Annotated in this window: 6 protein-coding genes and 1 pseudogene; 5 read left to right on the forward strand and 2 right to left on the reverse strand. The window is 68.6% G+C overall.

The window, feature by feature from the left end; genetic code table 11:
* The first annotated feature begins 79 nt into the window (after window positions 1–79).
* Genes RT551_RS11325 through RT551_RS11335 form a run of 3 tightly spaced genes read left to right on the forward strand, consistent with a single transcriptional unit; the run spans window position 80 to window position 13,999 of the window.
* Window positions 80–9,625, forward strand: a complete 9,546-nt coding sequence (locus tag RT551_RS11325; protein ID WP_313458627.1) for an SdrD B-like domain-containing protein — start codon at window positions 80–82, stop codon at window positions 9,623–9,625.
* The gene (locus RT551_RS11330) at window positions 9,622–12,975 is read left to right on the forward strand and encodes a hypothetical protein (RefSeq protein ID WP_313458629.1); all 3,354 of its coding nucleotides are present in this window, start codon (window positions 9,622–9,624) and stop codon (window positions 12,973–12,975) included. The genes RT551_RS11325 and RT551_RS11330 overlap by 4 nt, the downstream gene beginning before the upstream one ends.
* Before the next feature lie 10 nt (window positions 12,976–12,985).
* Window positions 12,986–13,999, forward strand: coding sequence for an OmpA family protein (locus tag RT551_RS11335; protein WP_313458632.1), 1,014 nt, complete (start codon window positions 12,986–12,988; stop codon window positions 13,997–13,999).
* On the opposite strand, the gene RT551_RS11340 is transcribed toward RT551_RS11335, so the two are convergent.
* A complete protein-coding gene (locus RT551_RS11340) occupies window positions 13,996–15,876 on the reverse strand; it encodes a GGDEF domain-containing protein (RefSeq protein WP_313458633.1) in 1,881 nt (626 codons plus the stop codon). The two genes, RT551_RS11335 and RT551_RS11340, sit on opposite strands and share 4 nt — an antisense overlap.
* Window positions 15,877–15,963: 87 nt before the next feature.
* On the opposite strand from RT551_RS11340, the gene RT551_RS11345 reads away from it, so the two are divergent.
* Window positions 15,964–17,310: an ATP-binding protein gene (locus RT551_RS11345; RefSeq protein ID WP_313458636.1), complete on the forward strand. Its 1,347-nt coding sequence runs from the start codon at window positions 15,964–15,966 to the stop codon at window positions 17,308–17,310.
* On the opposite strand, the gene RT551_RS11350 is transcribed toward RT551_RS11345, so the two are convergent.
* Window positions 17,207–17,905 (reverse strand): hypothetical protein, encoded by a 699-nt coding sequence (locus RT551_RS11350; RefSeq protein ID WP_313458639.1) that lies wholly within the window; start codon window positions 17,903–17,905, stop codon window positions 17,207–17,209. The genes RT551_RS11345 and RT551_RS11350 overlap by 104 nt on opposite strands.
* A gap of 119 nt (window positions 17,906–18,024) precedes the next feature.
* On the opposite strand from RT551_RS11350, the pseudogene RT551_RS11355 reads away from it, so the two are divergent.
* Window positions 18,025–19,683 (forward strand): annotated as a pseudogene (locus RT551_RS11355) (sodium:solute symporter family protein); the annotation flags it as partial.

Consider the following 19,683-nt stretch of genomic DNA (forward strand, 5'->3'; position numbering starts at 1 on the left):
AGTGTCTGGACCAGCCGCGAACGCATCGCGCTGACCGACAGCCCCTGCCGGGCCGCAACCGGAACAGGGGAAAACACGCATGTCCAGCCAGAGCGATCGCGCAGTCACCTGCGCGGCGGTGTCGTTGTTCGAGCGCGCGCGCGCGTCCTGCGCGCGCCACGCCTGGCTGCGAGGCGCGCTGACGACCCTGCTGCTGCTCCCGCTGCCGGCGCTGGCCATCGACCTGCAGATCACCGACTTCTCCGACACCGGTTACGACCCGGTGCCGGCGGGCACCACGGTGATCTACAACGTCAAGGTTGAAAACGGAGCCAACGACACCGCCACCGGCAGCGTCACGATCTTCGACCTGCCGGCCGGTACCGCGCTGGGCAGCACCGCTCCCGCCGGCTGCAGCAGCTCGGCCGGTGCCAACGGGACCACCCGCGTGGTCTGCACCAACCCGACCCTGGCGGCCAGCGGAACGCCCTACGAATTCAAGCTGCCGGTGACCACGCTGGCCTCGCAGCCGGCCACGATCACCCTGCGCGCGGCCATCGGCTTCGCCTCGGCATTGCCGCCGGCCACGACCCCGATCAACACCCTGCAGAACAACGACGCGTTCTTCGGCAGCGACACCAACGTCGCCAACAACCGCACCAGCCAGAACACCACCATCCAGGCGGCAGCGGATCTGGAGCTGGAAAAAACCGCCAACCTCACGGAAGTCATTGGCGGCGGCGAAGTGCTGTACCGCCTCATCGTGCGCAACAACGGCCCCAGCGTGACCACCGGCTTCAATGTGGTCGACTCGCTGCCGCCGAACGTCACCCTGGTGGGCACCCCCAGCGGCGCGGACTGGTCATTCAACCAGCAGAACGGCACCTACAACGGCACCCTGGCCGTCGGCGCAACCACCAGCTACACCTTCCGCGGCAAGGTCAACGTCGGCACCGGCAACATCGTCAACTCGGCGGTGGTCAATGCCGGTTCGGTGCCGGACGCGATTCCGAACAACAACTCGGCACAGGTGACCACGGCGGTCACCGCCGGTGCCGACCTGCTGCTGTCCAAGTCGGTGTCGCCCGCGCCTGCGGCGGCCGGCTCGGTGGTGACCTACACCCTGACCGCGCGCAACGATGGCCCGAGCACCGCCAGCAGCGTGGTGATCGACGACCCGTTGCCGGAAGGCTTCATCATCAACAGCGTCTCCGGCCCCAACGGGTGGAGCTGCACGGTCAACGCCGAGCGCACCCGCGTCACGTGTAACGCGGCCAGTTTCGCGTTCGGCACGCAGGCCGAGATCCGCATCCAGGCGCAGGTGCCGTCAACCGGCACCAACAGCAGCGGCACGGTCACCAACACCGCCGTGATCAGTGCGGCCACGCCTGACCCGGCCACCGCCAACAACACCGGCAGCGTTGGTCTCACCGTCATTCCCGACGGTGCCGACCTGCGCATCACCAAGACAAAGGCCCCGACGCTGGTGCCGGTCTGGAACAACACCGGCCTGCGCACCGACAGCGTCATGACCTCCTCGATCCGGGCGCAGAACCTGGGGCCGCGCACAGTCACCGGCAATCTGCAGCTGGTGGATACGCTGGCTGTGGGTGAGGAGTGGGTGGATGCCAACGGGAACCCTTACGCCGCCAACACGCCGATCAGCGTGGGCAACTTCAGCTGCAGCGTGGACGCCGCCTGGAGCGGCACTGCAGCGCAGGTGGTGACCTGTACCCAGACCAGCAACTACCCGGTGGCGGTCAACGCCAATTCACAGCCGCTGACGCTGCGCACGCTGGCGCGCCTGCAGGGCACGTTGACCAACACCGCCTGTACCGGCGGCAGCGGCGGTTCGGCCGAGCCGACCACGGGCGGCGGCATCAACCTCGACCCGAACACCACCAATGACTGCACCGGTGCCTCCAGTCGCTCCACCGATGCGCGCGCCGACCTGTCGATCACCAAGCGCACCAATGCGGTCGGCGACGCCGACAACATCCTGCTCGACACCGACGCGTCGGTGACCTACACGCTGGTGGTGAGCAACGCGGGTGCAGCGACCACCGGCGTGGTGGTCAACGACCCGATTCCAGGCTTCGTCACCGGTGCGACCACTGTGACCGAGGTGACCACGCCCGCCGGCTGGAGCTGTGGTCTCAACGGCAGCGCATGGGTGTGCCGCTCGCGTGATATCGCGCTGGGCAGCAACGCCAGCGCGACCATCGCCTTCCGGGTCAACCGCGCGCTGTACGACAGCCAGGCCCAGGGGGCCACTACCTGCGCCGGTCAGGCGCAGCCGGCCGGGCGTTTCTGCAACACCGCCGGGGTCAGCGTGGACCCGTCCGTCACCGGTGCCATCGGCGAAGCCAACCCGAACAACAACTCCGCCTCGGACTGGGTGCAGATCGACCCGGTGGCCAATGTCGCCACCACCGCCAAGGACATCACCTCCGGCAGCCCGGGCCGCGCCGGCGTCAACACTACGTACCGCATCACCTACCAGAACCGGGGTCCGTCCACGGCACGGGGCGTGGTGTTCAGCGACACCTTCACCCTGCCGGCCAACGACGCCGGGTTCGTGCTGGTCTCCGCCTCGCGCACCGGCAGCGGCAACACGGCGTGCGCGGTGACATCGTTCGACCCGTCGATCAGCTCGGCCACCGCGCCGGGCGGGACCTCGTGGTTCAACACCGGTGGTGCACCGGCCACGCTGCGCCTGACCTGCGCGCCGCAGGACATGGCCAACAACTCCACCCAGACCATGAACGTGGTGATCCGCCCGAACGTCAACAGCGGCAATACCGGCCGCCAGTTCACGAACGTCGGCACCTTCCACTTCGACCCGGACAACACCGGCACCGCCATTCCCGCCAATGGCACCGACAGCAGTGGCCGCAGCTACAACTACAACAGCAGCACCGCCGACGACGTACGCAATGCGGTGCTGGTATTCGAAGCGGGCGAAGTCGACCTGATCGTCAACAAGATCGACACGAACTTCGATGGCGGCGTCGATCCGCTGGGCTTCGATTCGCGCCCGGGCCAGGAAGCCAACAACTACATCCTGTACCAGGTGAACGTGCGCAATGAAGGCCCGTCGCTGGCCACCCGCACCATCATCGAGGACACCATCACCCCGGCCGCTGGTGCGAACGTCGCCTTCGTCGGCAGCCGCATCGGCACCCAGACCACGCCGCAGGGCGCACTCGAAGCACCGGGTGACCGCTGCACCGTGGCCGCGGGCAGCAGCAACCCCACCACCGCGCCGCAGACCCTGTCGTGCACCATGCCCAGCATCGGCGTGTCCACCACCGAGCAGGGCGTGATCGCCGCTGGCCAGACCAGCTACCTGTACCTGGTCTACCAGTACCTGAACTCGCCGCCGGCGACCGGTGCGACGCTGCTTAACGCAGTGACCACGCGTTCGGCCGAAACCGAACGCGACACCAGCAACAACAGCGCGGTGCAGGAAACCAGCATCCGCACCCGTGCCGACCTGGCCACCAGCAAGTACAGCGTGGTGCTGGCCCCGAACCCGGACCCGATGCAGCCGCTGCCGGCGGCGGCCACCACCATCAGCCTGCGCCAGCCGTTCTGGTTCGTGCTGGACGTGGTCAACAACGGCCCTGGCCACAGCCTCTCGCGCGACCGCAGCGGTGATTCGCCGATGCGCGGCGAAGGCGTGGTGGTCACCGACACCCTGCCGGCCGGCCTTGAAGTGCTCGGCGGTGCCGCCGCGATCACCTGGCAGAAGGCCGGCACCACCGCTGACGTCGGTGTGCAGAGCAACGGCAACGGCACCTGCACGCTGAGTGGCCGCAACGTGACCTGCCGCATGGGCGACCTTGCCCTGGACGGCCGCACCCGCGTGCTGATCCCCGCGCGCTGGACCACCGTGCCCGCCAATGGCACCGGCACCAACACCGCCCGTGCCACCAGCGACCAGGTCGACCCGGTGCCGACCAACGATGAAGGCACCACCACCCATACGGTCGTGCGCTCGTCGCTGGCCGGCGTGGTGTTCCAGGACCGTGACCGCGCAGCGGCCAACGGCGGCACCGTGCAGGCCGGCGAACCGCTGATCTCCGGCGTGGAAGTGCGCCTGAGCGGTGAGGACGCCTACGGCAATGCCGTGTCACTGATCGCCAACACCGATGCCAGCGGCGCGTATCGTTTCCAGGACCTGGCTCCGGCCAATGGCGATGGTTACACGCTGACCCAGGTGCAGCCGGCCACCTACGTCAATGGTCCGGTGGCACCGCCGACCACCGGCGGGCAGGCACCGTCCGCGGGCGGCACCTTTGCCGCCGTCACCCCGGTGACCACCGCCGATTCGGTCTACACCGGCATCGCGCTGACCGCCGGCGTGGACGCCGTGCGCTACAACTTCCCGGAAGTGCGTCGCCCGTCGCTGGCTGGCTTCGTCTACGTCGACAGCAACTACAGCAACACCCGCAACGCCGGTGATGCGCCCATCGCCAACGCGACGGTCGAACTGCTCGACGCCACCGGTACCGTGCTGGCCAGCACCACCACCGGTGCCGACGGCAGCTACACCTTCAATGCACTCGACCCGCTGCTGTCGTACACGCTGCGCGAAGTGCTGCCCACCGGCAGCTACCGCAACCGCCCGAGCGCGATCAATCCCGGCCTTGTCGGCGGTGTTGCGTGCAGCGGCTGCACGGTGAGTACCGGTGCGCCGGGTGATGCGGCCACCACGGATCGCATCAGCAACATCGATCTGTCCAGCGGACAGGACGGCACCGCATTCAACTTCGGCGAAGACGCCATCACCGCCATCAGCGGCCATGTGTACCTGGACCGCAACAGCAACGGTGATTTCGATGCCGGTGACATTGGCACCCGCAACTCGCAGCCCAACGGCGGTCTGCAGGGCATCACCATCACGCTGACCGGAGCCGGTGCAGACGGCGCGTTCGGCAGTGCCGATGATCTGGCGGCGGTCACCGCGCAGACGGACGCACAGGGCCGCTACGAATTCGACGAACTGGTCGTTGGCCAGAACTACCGCATCGTCGAAACCCAGCCGCAGGGCTATGCCAACGCGGCCGAGAACGCCAGCAACACCATCACCGTCAACGCACTGGCGTTGACCGGTTCCAGCGGCAATGACTTCGGCGAGAAGCTGGGTTCGTTGGCCGGGCAGGTGTTCGAGGACTTCTCCAACACCGCCGCCGGCAACAACAATGGCGTGCGCGACGCGGGTGAAAACCCGATCGCCAACGTCACCGTGACCCTCACCGGCACCGACGTGCGTGGCGATGCGGTCAACCTGACCGCTACAACCGACGCGACCGGTGCCTACCGCTTCGGCGACCTGCTGCCGCCGCAGGCGGGCATGACCTACACGGTGACCGAAACCCAGCCGGCCGGCTATCTGGACGGCAAGCACACCGTGGGCAATGCCGACACGCGCGGCAGCAACGCGGTGGCCAACGTGTTCTCGGGCATTGCCATCCTGGCCGGCCAGGACGCCACCGGCTATGTGTTCGGTGAGCTGGCCAATGCGCCGATCACCGGCACCGTCTACCTGGACCGTAACGACGACGGCAGCGTGAATGCCGGCGACGTCGGCATTCCCGATGTGCAGGTGCGTATCGTCGGCGCAGGCACCGACGGTGTGTTCGGTTCCCCGGACGACACCACGGTCGATCTGGTCACCAACGCCGACGGTCAGTACAGCTACCCCGGCGCGATTGCCGGGCAGGACTACCGCATCACCGAAACCCAGCCAACCGGGTTGGCTGATGGCCGCGAGCAGCCGACCAACCGCATCGACATCAGCAACCTGCCGGCCGCCGGTTCGGCCGACAACAACTTCGGCGAACGCGCCGCGTCGTTGACCGGCATCGTGTTCCTGGATCGCAACAACAACGGTACCCAGGACGCTGGCGAACCCGGCCTGGCGGGCGTGCAGCTGCAGCTGCCGGCAGGCACCGTCAACGCACTGGGCACCGCCGTGACCGCTGCGGTCACCGATGCCGACGGCCGCTATCGTTTCGACGACCTGCTGGCCGGCACCTACAGCGTGACCGAGCAGGCCACCCAGCCGCAGTTCAACAACGTGACCACGCTCAACGGCGAAACCCGCGCGGGCACCATCGACGCGGTGACGGTGGGCACGGCGACGGCCGTGGCCGTGCTGCCCAGCGCGATCACCGCGATCGTGCTGCCGGCCGGCAAGGACGGCATTGCCATGAACTTCGCCGAGATCCAGCCGGTCTCGGTGCGTGGCAGCGTGTTCTTCGACGTGGACAACAACGGTGCGCGCAGCGGTGCTGCCGAAACCGGTATTGAAGACGTGGTGATCCAGGTCACCGGCACCGACGACACCGGGGCTAGCGTGGACGTGCAGGTCCGGACCGACGCCGACGGCCAGTTCGTGTTCGAAGGCCTGCGCCCGGGCATGTACACCCTGACCGAACCGCAGCAGCCAGCCGGCACCAGCAACGGCATCACCACCGCCGGCAGCGTGGGCGGTACGCCGCAGGGCACCGCCACCCCGGTCAGCACCGTGCCGAGCCGGATCAGCACGATTGACCTGAGCACGCCGGGCAGCGCCTCGGTGGACAACCTGTTCGGCGAGCTGCCACTCAACAGCGGCATCAGCGGCAAGGTGTGGCTGGACCGCAACAATGACGGCGTGGTCGACCCGGCCGAACCCGGCCTGGCCGGCGTGCGCGTGCTGCTGAGCGGCACCGACGTCACCAGCAACACCCTCACCCGCAGCACTGTGACCGATGCTGATGGCAGCTACAGCTTCGCAGAGCTGCCGCCGGGCACCTACGCCGTGAGCGAGCCCGACCAGCCCACCGCGACCCGTGACGGCCGTACCGTCGCCGGCAGCACCGGCGGCACGGTGACCACGCCCGGTACCGCGGTATCGCAGATCAGCGCGGTGCCGCTGGGCGTGAACCAGCAGTCGATCCACAACAACTTCGGCGAGATTCCGGTCAGCAGGATCAGCGGCCGCGTCTACAACGACAGCAATGACAACGGCCGTGTGGATGCGGGCGAGGGCGGCATTGCCGGGGTCAGCGTGGTGCTGGATGGCAGCGACGACCTCGGCCAGCCGGTGTCGCTGAACCAGACCACCGATGCCGAGGGCCGCTACCGCTTCGACGACCTGCGCCCGGGCACCTACCAGGTGACCGAGCCGACTCAGCCGCCGCAGACCCTCAATGGCATCACCCGTGCCGGCACCATCGACGGCTTGCCGGTGGGCGTGGTCACCGACCGCACCACCGTGCCGTCGGCGATCAGCCAGATCGTGCTGCCGCTGGGCGTGGATTCGATCGACAACGATTTCGGCGAAATCGGCGACTCGCCGGACCTGATGGTCACCAAGGCGTCGACAGTCACTCGCTTCACCGTCAACAACGTGGCCGGTTACACGCTGCAGGTGCGCAATGGCGGGCAGCAGCCCAGCCGTGGCGAGTACACCGTGCACGACCGCCTGCCCACCGGGCTGAGCCTGGACGGCGTGCCGACCGGTAGCGGCTGGACCTGCACCGGCGAACCCGGCGCGGTCCGCTTCAGCTGCGTCAGCCAGCGCGTGCTCGGTGCAGGTGCGGTCTCGCCGGACAGCATCGCCGTGCAGGTGCGCGTGAGCGCGGCAGCGGCCGAAGCCGGCACCGTCAACAACGCGGTGCTGGTGGAAGGCGGCGGCGAGAATCCGTTCCGCGCGCCGACCCCGACCGAGCGCGCTGCGTTCGAAGGCGAGGTCACCGAGCTGCCGCTGTGCGATGCGGCGATCACCCAGAACGCCTGCCGCGTGCCCAATGCGGTTCAGCTCAGCGCCTCGGTGGGCGGCACCGTGTGGTATGACGTCGGCAACGATGACCAGCTGCTCGACGGTGCCGACCAGCGCCTGCCGGCCTGGATCGTCGAGCTGGTTGACGCCACCAGTGGTCAGCTCGCGGCCAGCACGGTCACGGCGGCGGATGGCAGCTACCGCTTCAGCGACGTGGTGCCGGGCACGAAGTGGAACATCCGCTTCCGCGACCCGCGTTCGAACGTGCTGTGGCCGTTCCCGGTGACCCGCGAAACCGCCAACGGCGTGCAGACCCCCTGCGATGCCGACGGCGCGATCGCGCGCAGTGGCACCAGTGCGTGCCGCACCAGCGACAACGGCGTCAGCCAGCTGCAAGTGGTGCTGGCGGCGGGCCAGCACCTGGCCCAGCAGAGCCTGCCGGTGGACCCGTCGGGTGTGGTGTACGACGCCACCACCCGTGACGTGGTGCCGAATGCGGTGGTGACGCTGAGCCCGGTGGGCCTGTGCAGCGGCTTCGACCCGGCTACCAGCATCCTCAACGGCAGTGGCGGTGGCTACCGCATTGAAGGCAGCAGCATCGCCATGACGGTGGGCAACGAAGGCTTCTACCAGTTCGCCTTCGGCCCGGCTGCGCCCGCGCGCTGCGAGTTCCAGCTGGTGGTGACTCCGCCGGGGGGCTACCAGTTCGTGTCGACGATGATTCCGCCGCAGAGCGGTGCGCTGTCGCCGGCCGGTTCGGCCGGGGCCAACCATGTGGTGCAGCCCAACAGCGAAGCCCCGACCGGCGCGGTGGGTACGGCCACGCAGTACTACCTGAACCTGTTCGCCGGTTCGGCCACGGCTGCCATCGTGCACAACCACCTGCCGCTGGATACGGCAGTGGCCACCGGGCTGGTGATCAGCAAGAGCGGCGATCGCCAGACCGCGGAAATCGGTGACACCGTGCAGTACACCATCACCATCCGCCAGACCGCCGGCAGTGCGCTGCAGTCGGTGAACGTGATCGACCGTCTGCCGCGTGGCTTCACCTACATCGACGGCACCGCGCGTGCCGATGGTCGCGCGGTGAGCGATCCGGCCGGCAAGCCGGGCCCGCTGCTGGGCTTCGGCGTGGGTCCGATCAGCGTCGGTGGACAGATCGTGCTGACCTACCGCGTGCGGGTCGGTGTGGGTGCGCAGCAGGGTGACGGCGTCAACCGCGCGCAGGCCCACGGCTGTTCCATCGCCGGTGGCTGCATCGACCCGGTCGGGATCACCCCGCTGCCCGGCGCGCTGGCCTCCAACCGCGCCGAGTACCGCGTGCGCGTTACCGGTGGCGTGTTCACCGACCAGGCCTGCGTGCTTGGCAAGGTGTTCGTGGACTGCAACAACAACCACGTGCAGGACCGCGAAGAGCTGGGCATTCCGGGCGTGCGCATGTACTTCTCGGACGGCACCTGGGTGATCAGCGACTCGGAAGGCAAGTACAGCTTCTGTGGTCTGCCGCCGCAGAGCCACACCCTGAAGGTCGACGCCAGCACGCTGCCGCGTGGCGCGCGCCTGACCACCAGCAGCAACCGCAACCTCGGCGATGCCGACAGCCTGTTCCTCGACCTGAAGAACGGTGAGCTGCACCGCGCCGACTTCATTGAAGGCAGCTGTGCCAACCCGGTGCTGGAGCAGGTCAAGGCCCGCCGCACCCAGGGTGAAGTCAGCGCGCCGGAAACCGAGCCCGGCCAGGGTGCGCTGCGCTTTGAAAGCAAGCCGGCGCGTGCCCCGCAGCAGGCCACCGACACGGCCAACCAGAGACCGATCGTGCATCCGCGAGAACTACCGCCCGCGCAGGACGCGGCGACGGAGGGCCAGCCATGAGCCGCGCCCCCCTGATGCGCGGCCTGCCGCGCCTGAGCCTGCTTGCCTGTGCCCTGGCAGCCATGCCGGCCTTCGCCCAGAGCACCGGCACCCCCGGTCGCTTCACCCCGGTGCTGGGCGATGCCAGCACCCTGTATCCGCGCAGCCCGGTCAGCGTGGACGCCGCGCCGCGCGCGCTGGCCGCACGCAGCGACGTGCTTGACCGGATCGTGGTCGAACTGGACCGCGACGGCGTGCCGGCCGATGGCCAGAGCGCCGTGCATGTGCGTGTGCAGTTGCTGGATGGCAACGCGCGTCCGTTGACCGGCACCACCTGGATCACCATCGAGAACAGCGGCGGCCGCATCCGGTTGCCGGGATCGCGCACCGACGAGTTCGGCCCCGGTGCACTAGACGCCGACAAGGTCACTCCGGGTGTGCAGCTGCAGGTGATTGACGGCGGCGCCGGGTTCGACCTGATCGCGCCGCATGATCCGCAGGACGTACTGCTGCGGGTGACGGCCGGCGACCAGACCGCACAGGGCAGCATCGGCTTCCTGCCGGAAATGCGCGAGCTGCTGGCCACGGGCCTGGTCGAAGGCATCATCAACTTCCGCCGGCGCGGCAACGCCAGCGCGATTGCGCCGGTGGAAAACCACGATGCCTTCGACCGTGACATCCGCCGCTGGGAGCGTCAGTTCAACAACGGCAAGGCCAACGCCGCCGCCCGTACCGCGTTCTTCGTCAAGGGCCGGATCAAGGGCGAGTACCTGCTTACCGCCGCCTACGATTCGGACAAGGACACCCGTGGCCGTCTGCTGCGCGACATCCAGCCCGAGGAGTTCTACCCGGTGTACGGCGACAGCGCGCTGCGGGGCTTTGATGCGCGCTCGGCCGAGCGCCTGTACGTGCGTATCGACAACAAGCGCAGTTATCTGCTGTACGGTGACTTCCAGACCGGCGACGGCCTGGCCACCGCTACCGGCATCGGCGGCAGCGGCCCGATCCCGCAGCGCAGCCTGGGCACTTACAACCGCACCGCGACCGGCCTGGGCTGGCACTTCGAAAGCGAGCGTGTGCGCAGCAATGTCTTCGCCATGCAGGATTCGCTGCGGCAGGTGATCGAGGAGTTCCGCAGCCAGGGCAGCGGCCCGTATGCACTGCGCAACAACGCGGTGCTGGAAGGCAGCGAGCGCGTGGAAGTGATCACCCGCGACCGCAACCAGCCGACCCGCATCGTGTCGGTGCGCGCGCTGGCACGGTTGGTGGATTACAGCTTCGAACCGTTCTCCGGCCGTATCCTGCTCAACCAGTTCCTGCCGGCCTTCGACAGCGACCTCAACCCGGTATCGCTGCGCATCACCTATGAACTGGACCAGGACACCGAGAAGTTCTGGGTGGGCGGGGCCGATGCGCAGGTCAAGCTGACCGATCGCATGGAAGTGGGCGCGGCGGCGGTGGAAGACCGCAACCCGTATGCCGCGTTCCGCATGGGCAGCGCCAACGCCAGCTATCGCTTCGGTGACAACACCCTGCTGGTCGCCGAGTTCGCGCGTACCCGCAGCGAGGTCAACACCAACACCATCAACCAGGTCACCTCGCAAGGGCTCAAGGACGTGACCGGCGAAGTGGAAGGCGACGCGTGGCGTGTGGAATTCGCGCACAGTGCCAAGCAGTTCGACGCACGCCTGTTCGCGGCCCGCACCGACCCGGCCTTCAACAACCCGGCGGCACCGCTGTACGGTGGCCGTGGCGAGTACAACGCGCAGCTGAACTATCGCGTCGGCCCGCGTCTGGAGCTGTATCTGGAAGGGCTGCGCAGCGAAGACCGCAATCCGGAGGGGGGCGAGCGTGACGCTGGCGGTGCCGGCGTGCGTGTGGCCGCCACCGAGCGTCTGACCGTCGACCTGGGCGTGCGCAGCATCCGCGAAACCATCGGCGTGACCTCGCCATGGTCGTCCGGCGTGCCGTTCGGCAACGCTGGGGGGCTGACCGGCGGTTTCGCCACCGGCTCCGGTGGTGGCGCACTCGGCTATGGCCAGCAGGCGCTGGACCCGGCCACCGGGCTGATGGTGATCAACGGCAGCAGCAGTGGCAGCCCGCTCACCAGCGACCTGCCGGTGGGCACCGAGCTGGAATCGGACAGCGCCCGCCTCGGCCTGGGCTATCGCCTGACCGACCGCTTCAGCGCCGGCGCTGAAGTGGAGAACAGCGTCAGCGGCGAGGACCGTCGCCGCCTGGCAGCCGGCCTGGACTACCAGGTGTTCGAACGCAGCCGCCTGTATGGCCGCTACGAGAAGCAGACCGGCCTGACCAGCGCCTATGGCATCACCACCACCGACCGCGAGGCCGACGCGCTGGTGTTCGGTATCGACAGCAGCTACCTGCGCGATACCCAGACCTTCAGCGAATACAGCCTGCGTGATGCGATCAGCGGCCGTGACGTGCAGACCGCCTCGGGCATCCGCAACACCTGGGACATCGCCCAGGGCCTGCGCCTGAGCAGTTCGGCCGAGCACGTCAAGGTGATCGACGGCAGCACCGGTGACAGCACCGGCCTGGCGCTGGGCCTGGACTACAGTGCCAACCCGCTGTGGCGCGGCGCATTCCGGGTCGAGCACCGGATCTCCGACGATGTGCCGGACACCGAGACCAACGAAGCGTTCGACACCACGCTGGTGCAGTTCATGCTGGCGCGCAAGCTCAGCCGCGACTGGACCCTGCTGGGCCGCAACTACCTGCTGAGCACGCGCTATGACGCGCGCGGCGACGTACTGCAGAACCGCTTCCAGCTGGGCGTGGCCTACCGCGATACCGACCGCAACCGGATCAATGCGCTGGCACGCTACGAGTACAAGCTGGAGCGCGACGAGAGCGGGCTGACCCTGAGCGATGGCGGCGTTGTCGATGGCAGCAGCCAGGACGTGCGCACCCGCGCGCACATCGTCTCCACCCATGCCGACTGGCATCCCTCGCGGGCGTGGTGGTTGACCGGGCGCGTGGCGGGCAAGTGGCAGCAGGACCAGTTCGCCTACAGCGACGGTGCACGCGTCAACAGCCGTTTCCGCGCCATGCTGTTCTCCGCGCGGGTGGTGTACGACATCACCGAAAACTGGGACATCGGCGTGCTCGGCTCCACTTTCCGTGGCCAGTCCGGTGCCAACCAGTACGCCTACGGCCTGGAGATCGGCCGCCTGCTGCGCCAGAACCTGTGGCTGTCGGCTGGCTACAACTGGACCGGCTTTGCCGGCGACCGTGACCTCAACGGTTACGAATACACCCAGCAGGGCGTGTTCCTGCGCCTGCGCTTCAAGTTCGACGAAGACCTGTTCCGGCCGGACCCCGTCCGCTACCGCGATCCGGCCCGCTGAGGATGCCCTGATGAATGACTTCAACCGCATGACCCGTTGTGCCCGCACCACCTTGAGCGTGGCCCTGTTGGCTGGCCTGGCCGCCACTGCGTCTGCCCAGCAGACCCGGCTGGCTCCGCAGCAGCAGCGCATCAGCGACCAGGCGATTCATGCCGATCACAGCGCGTATGAGGCTACCCAGGGCCGCATCCAGGCGCTGAACGACGGTGGCCGCCCGATCCGTGATTACCACCTGGCCAAGGCCCAGTGCTGGCTGGATGTGTCGTTTCACGAGTACAGCCGTAATGACCGCAGTGATTTCCCGCAGCTGGCGCTGACCGAATCGGAAAAGCTGATCAACGGCATGGAGCAGGGCGTGCAGCCCATGCCCACCGACACCCCGCTGGTAAACAACGCCAAGTACCTGCGCGATGACCTGTGGCAGCGCCTGCGCGTGGTGCACGGCAGCCCCGGTTTCATGTGCGCGCAGCAGCAGGTGGCCTGCGGTGAAGTGGAGCTGGTGCATGCCGGCAACGAGTTCAACCAGCAGCAGTGGCGGCATTCCAAGCCGTACATCCAGATTGCCGAGGAACTGGTCAACGATGCCGAGGCGGCGGCACGCCAGTGCGCCGCCGCACCGGCGGCGGTCAGCGCCGCGCCGGGTCCGCTGGTGGCCAACGTGCTGTTCGAATTCGACCGCGACGGCTACCGCGACATCCGCACCTATTCGCTGGAAAGCATCGACCGCGCTCTGGCCAGCATCGCCAGTGAAAAGCTGCAGCTGCAATCAGTGGCCCTGGTCGGCCATGCCGACCGCATGCAGGGTCGCGGCTTCGATGCCAACCAGGCCTTGTCCGAGCGGCGTGCGAAGACCGTGCGCGACCTGCTGATCGGTCGCGGTATCGACCCGGCCAAGGTCCGTTACGAATACCGCGGCGACACCCAGCAGGTGCAGCAGTGCGCGGGCGTTGCCCCGCGTGCGGCGCTGCTGGAATGCCTGCTGCCCAACCGCCGGGTGGAAGTGCGCTTCGAGGTGGCCCGCTAATAGCGGGCCGGCGTCCACGACATCGGCCGGCTGCCGGACAACGACAGCCAGCCGCGCGCCATCGCATCGGCCGGGTCGTGCAGCAGGGCATACAGGTCCACGTCCTGCCCGGCCCGTTCGCCCCACAGGCTGGCCCAGGCGTTCTGGCCACTGCGGCGCGCGCTCTGCAGGGCGCGATCACTGGCGCGCAGGCTGTCCTCCAGCACCGCCGAGGTATCCGCAAACAGCGGCAGCGGGGCGAGCCCGATGCTGGCCGTTACCGTGGTGTGCTGGCCGGGTGCCAGCTCGACCACCATCCGCTCGATCTGCAGGCACAGGTGGCTGGCAAGGGCTTGGGCGGCTTGTGCCTGGGTGTCGTGGCGGGCCACCAGGAAGCCGGCACCGCCCCAGCGTGCCACCACGTCGTGGCGGTCGCAGGCGGCGCGCAGGCAGCTGGCCGCCGCGCGCAGGACGGTGTCGCCGGCGGCCTGGCCGTGCTGGTCATTGAGTGATTTGAAGTCGTCAATTTCCACCAGCAGCAGGGCCGTGCGGCGCGTGCTGGCAAAGGTGGGCATCTCGCTCTCCAACAACCGCTCGGCCTCGCGCCGGTTGGGCAGCCCGGTAAGGCTGTCAGTGCTGATCAGGGTGGTCAGCTGCTGCCGCTGGCGGCGCAGACGGCCCACCATCACCAGGGCGACGCCCAGCACCAGGGCCAGCGCCACCACCGCACTGTTGCGGATCACCTTCACCCGCTCCAGGTCCTGCACGGCGTTGACCTGGGTCGGGTTGATGCTCCGTTCGGCGGTGGCCTGCAGCTGTGCCAGCTGCGCGAGGGCCTTGTCCTGGGCCCGGCGCTGGTCCAGCTGCCGCGCTTCGCGCGACAGGGCCACGGCTTTGCCGCGCTCGCCCAGCAGCAGATGAATGTCGCCCAGCAGTTCCAGCCCCTGGCGTACCTCTTCGTCGAAGTGGCCGCGTTTGGCCAGCGCCAGCGCCTGCTCCGCCAGTGGCTGGGCGGCCCGCGCATCGTCCTGGTCCAGCTTCACCAGGGCCAGGCGCTGCAGGGTGACTATCTGTCCCTGCGGATCCTGCGCGGCCTGCCAGGTCAGTGCCCCGCGCAGACCGGCTTCGGCGGCATCGAGTTCTCCGCGCACCCGTGCGATCTCGGCGCGGTGGCTGGCCATGCGCTGCATCATCAGGTCCTGCCCGCTCAGGCGCACCCCGACCGCCTCGGCACGCTTGAAGGCCGCCGCCGCCTCGTCGTAGCGCTGCAGCAGCAGCAGGGCGTAGCCGTAGTTGTAGTAGACGACCAGGTCGCCCGGTGACGGCGGCCGGCGCAGATGGTCGGTCAGCTCGGTGGCCTTGCGCAGGTAGGTCAGTGCGCCGGCCGCGTCGCCCATGGCCTCACCGCGGATCATCGAGATCATCATCAGTGACGCAATCTGGCCCTGCACGTCGCGCTGCTGCACGGCTTCGTCCAGAAATTCGCTGACCAGGGTGAGCGCCTGTGCCTGCTTGCCCTGCCACAGCAGCAGATGTGCGGCCAGCGACTGCGCGCGCATGCGGTCGTCGGTGCTGGCGTCGTCGCGCTGAGCGGCCGCCAGCAGGCGTGCGGGCAGGTCAGCGGTCTGGTCCAGCTGGCCCTGCTGGCGCAGCGCGAAACCCAGGCAACCCACCGCGCTGATCTCCACCGAGGTCGGCAGGTCAGGGTGGGCCAACAGTGTCTGCGCCAGCTGCAGCGAGGTCTGTGGCGCGCTGCTGAGAGTGGCCTGGCACTGCTCCACCTGCGCGGCCAAGGGTGTGCCTTCGCCCGCGCGTTGCGCGTGCACCGGTGCGGCGCTGAGCGCCAACAGACAGACCAGCGCGGGTGACACGCGCCGGATGAACGGCTTGATGAACATGAAAACTGCGACTTCCCCGGGTCGATGGCTACTATACCTGCGTTGCCCCCAGCCGCCGGCCCTTCCGGCGGGGACTTGCTGAACCGCATGCCTGTACCGCCGCACCACGATCCCGCTGCGCCTGCCCCGACCGGGCTGGGTCGCCGCACCGACACCCTGCTGCGAGGCCTGTTGCTGCTGGTGGCGCTGTACCACGTGGTGTTCGCCGGCTGGCTGGCCTATCGCACCGGGCCCGGCCTGGACCGGATGGTGCCGGCCGTGGCGGTGCTGCAGGTGCTGCTGTGTGCACTCTGCCTGGTGGAACACCATGCCGGGCGCAGCGTGCGCGCGGCCACCACCTTCGTGCTGGCGCAGCTGCCGCTGCTGATGCTGGTCTACGGCTACTGGGGGCTGGCGGCGCTGATGCGGCTGCAGCTGGGTCAGATCGTGCCGCTGCTTCTGGTGGCAGCCGTACTGGGTCATCGCACCCTGAGCTGGGCGGCGGCGGCGCTGTGTGGCCTGCAGCTGCTGGGAGCCTGGGTGGATGCGTCCGGGGCGATGTTCCGCGGCGACCGATTGCAGCTGGTCGGTACCGACCTCGGCGTGGGACTGTTCGGCGTGCTGCTCACCGCCTGGCTGCTGCATCACAGCGTGACCGGGCTGCGTGAAAGTCTGCAGATGGCACAGCAGCGCAGCCAGGAGCTGGCGCGCAAGCGCGACGAGCTGCAGGTGGAGATCCAGGAGCGGGAGCGTGCCCGCGACCAGCTGGTGCATGCGATGAAGATGGAGAACGTGGGCCGCCTCGCCAGCGGCATCGCGCATGACTTCAATCATCTGCTGGGGCTGATCCAGATGTATGTGGCCAAGGCCGGGCGCAGCCAGGGCGAACCGCAGCAGGCCGCCTTGAACGGCGCGGACGCGGCGGTGCGCCGGGCCAGCGCGGTCAGCCGCCGGCTGATGGACTTCAGCCGCCTGGAGGCCGCGCGCCCCCAGCTGCTGGACGCGGCCACTACCGTCAACGGCCTTACCCCGCTGCTGGAGCAGATGTTTCCGCGCGGCGTCGATGTGCAGGTGGACACCGGCGGCGTGCAGCGCCTGATCCATTTCGACCCGGCGCAGCTGGAATCCATCCTGCTCAGCCTCGCCGTCAACGCGCAGCAGGCCATGCCGGAGGGCGGCCGCTTCACCCTGGCGCTGCAACCGGCCGAGGGCGACCAGCTGCTGCTGCGGGTGGAAGACACCGGCGTGGGCATGAGCGAAGAGGTGCGTGCGCGCTGCCTGGAGCCGTTCTTCACCACCAAGCCGATCGGGCAGGGCACCGGCCTGGGGCTTGCGGTCACCGTGCGCCTGATCAACGCGGCCGGCGGCTCGGTGCAGGTGCACAGCCAGGCGGGGCAGGGCACCCAGGTGCACCTGCGGTTGCCGTCGCGGTCGATCGGGCCGGTAGCGGCGTGACGCTGAGCCCACGCAGGTCGTCGAGCATCCGCCTTCCACTGACGTGGAGGGGCGCGCGTTCCAGATCCAGCTCCGGGCGCGGGTCTCCCAGCGGATTGTGCGGGTACCAGCCTGGGCCGGGTTCTGGTGTCACCGGACGCAGTGGCGGCGGCGCGTCCAGCCACCAGGCGGAAACTTTGAAGGCGATGCCGTCCACCAGGCGACCGTACGACGTGCCGACGGTGGGTTCCAGGTACATGAGCCGAAGTTCTGTCGGCGCACGCGTTCCCAGCGGAACCCGCTTCATGACGTTGTCGGCGATCAAGGTGGCGATCCGCTCGCGATCCGGACGTGGGTAGGTCTGGGACGGCTTCTGCAGGCCCAGTTCGCGCCTTGCCTCACGTCGAAGATGCTCGTGCTCTTCCACGCGTTCCTCCCGCTGCCGGGACACCCGCGTGCGGGTCAGGGTGACGTTGCCGCGCACGTAGAGGGTCGCGTTCTCGATCGTGTTGAGCTGACGGGCGGCCTGCCGCAGGCTGGGAGCGGGCCCGGGGTTACCCTGCGGCACGGTGAGCGGAATCCACGTGGACGGGTCTGCAGCGGTGGCGGGATCCATGTCGTACGTCCTTCGGCGAGGGTGGCCCCACACGCTCGGCCAAGCGTCGAACCCCTACAAGAGCCAGTTGCGACATAACCCACTACACTGGGGCCACGTCTGCTCCGGGAACACGGCCCTTGGTCTCAAGCTGGATTCTGCTGCTGGTCTCGGTTGCCTACGCCGCGCTGTTGTTCGGCGTGGCCTGGTGGGGCGACCGGCGGCCGATGTACCCGGACCGCCCGTGGCTGCGCCCGGTGGTCTACAGCCTGGCGTTGGCGGTGTACTGCTCGTCGTGGACCTTCTACGGTGCGGTCGGCACCGCGGTGCGCAACGGCATCGGCTACCTGCCCATCTACCTCGGCCCGCTGCTGATGCTGCTGTTCGGCTGGCGCATCATCGAGCGCCTGGCGCTGATCGCGCGTAGCCAGAACGTGGTCTCCATCGCCGATTTCATCTCCTCGCGCTTCGGCCGTTCGCGGCGGCTGGCGGCGCTGGTCGCCGGCATCGCGCTGATCGGCATCGTGCCGTACCTGGCGCTCCAGTACAAAGCGGTGGCAATGAGCCTGGAGGTGTTGACCGGGCACCACGGGCCTACCGGCTATTTCGAAGACCCGGCGTTGTACGTGGCGCTGCTGATGGCGCTGTTCGCCACCTTGTTCGGCACCCGCCAGATCGATGCCACCGAGCATCACCACGGCATGATGCTGGCTATTGCCTTCGAGTCGATGATCAAGCTGATCGCGATGGTCGCAGTGGGGTTGTTTGCCTTCCTCTGGCTCAATGACCGTGGCGAAGCGGTGGTGCGCGGCGCGCATACGCTGTTCACCGGCCTGCCGCCGGTGGGCTTCATTTCGCAGACGCTGCTGGGCTTTCTGGCCATCATCTGCCTGCCGCGCCAGTTCCACGTGGCCGTGGTGGAATGCGCCGATGTCGGCGACGTGCGGCGCGCGCGCTGGATGTTCGGCGGCTACCTGATCATCATTTCGGCGATGGTGATTCCCATCGCCACGGCCGGCGTCTCGCTGTTCGGCAGCGGCGGCACGGTCGCCGATGACAGCATGGTGCTGGCCCTGCCACTGGCCGAGGGCCGCCGCCTGCTGGCGCTGGTGGCCTATGTGGGCGGTTTTTCGGCGGCCACCGGCATGGTCATCGTCACCTCCATCGCACTGGCCACCATGGTCAGCAACGACCTGGTGATGCCGGTGCTGCTGCGCCGCAGTGGCGACCACCGCGAAGCGGCCGAGGTGGCCTCGCGCGTGCTGTGGATCCGCCGCCTGGCGATCCTGATGCTGGCCTTCGCCGCCTACAGCTACTACCGCGGCAGCAGCAATGACAGCACCCTGGCCTCCTACGGCCTGATGGCGTTTGCAGCGGTGGCGCAGTTCGCACCCGGCCTGATTGGCGGGCTGTACTGGCGCGGGGCCAGCCGCCGCGGCGTCGAGGCCGGTATCGTGCTCGGCTTCGGCACCTGGATATACACGCTGCTGCTGCCGGCGCTGACCCATGCCGGCTGGACCGACCCGGCCTGGCTGACCGCCGGTCCCTTTGGCCTGACCTGGCTGCAGCCGCAGCGCCTGTTCGGCATGAGCGGCTGGGACCCGCTCACCCACGGCACGTTCTGGTCGCTGCTGATCAACGTCGCGGCGATGGTGCTGGGCTCGGTGCGCTGGCGTCCCGGTGTCGACGAACGCCTGCGCGCCGCGCCGTTCCTCGACCCGTATGCCGAACGCCCGTCGGTGGCCGGTGCCTGGCCCGGCCATGTGCACGTGGGCGACCTGCTGGCGCTGGCGTCGCGG

Source organism: Stenotrophomonas sp. (assembly GCF_032103445.1).
In the GTDB taxonomy this organism is placed as follows: Bacteria; Pseudomonadota; Gammaproteobacteria; order Xanthomonadales; family Xanthomonadaceae; genus Stenotrophomonas.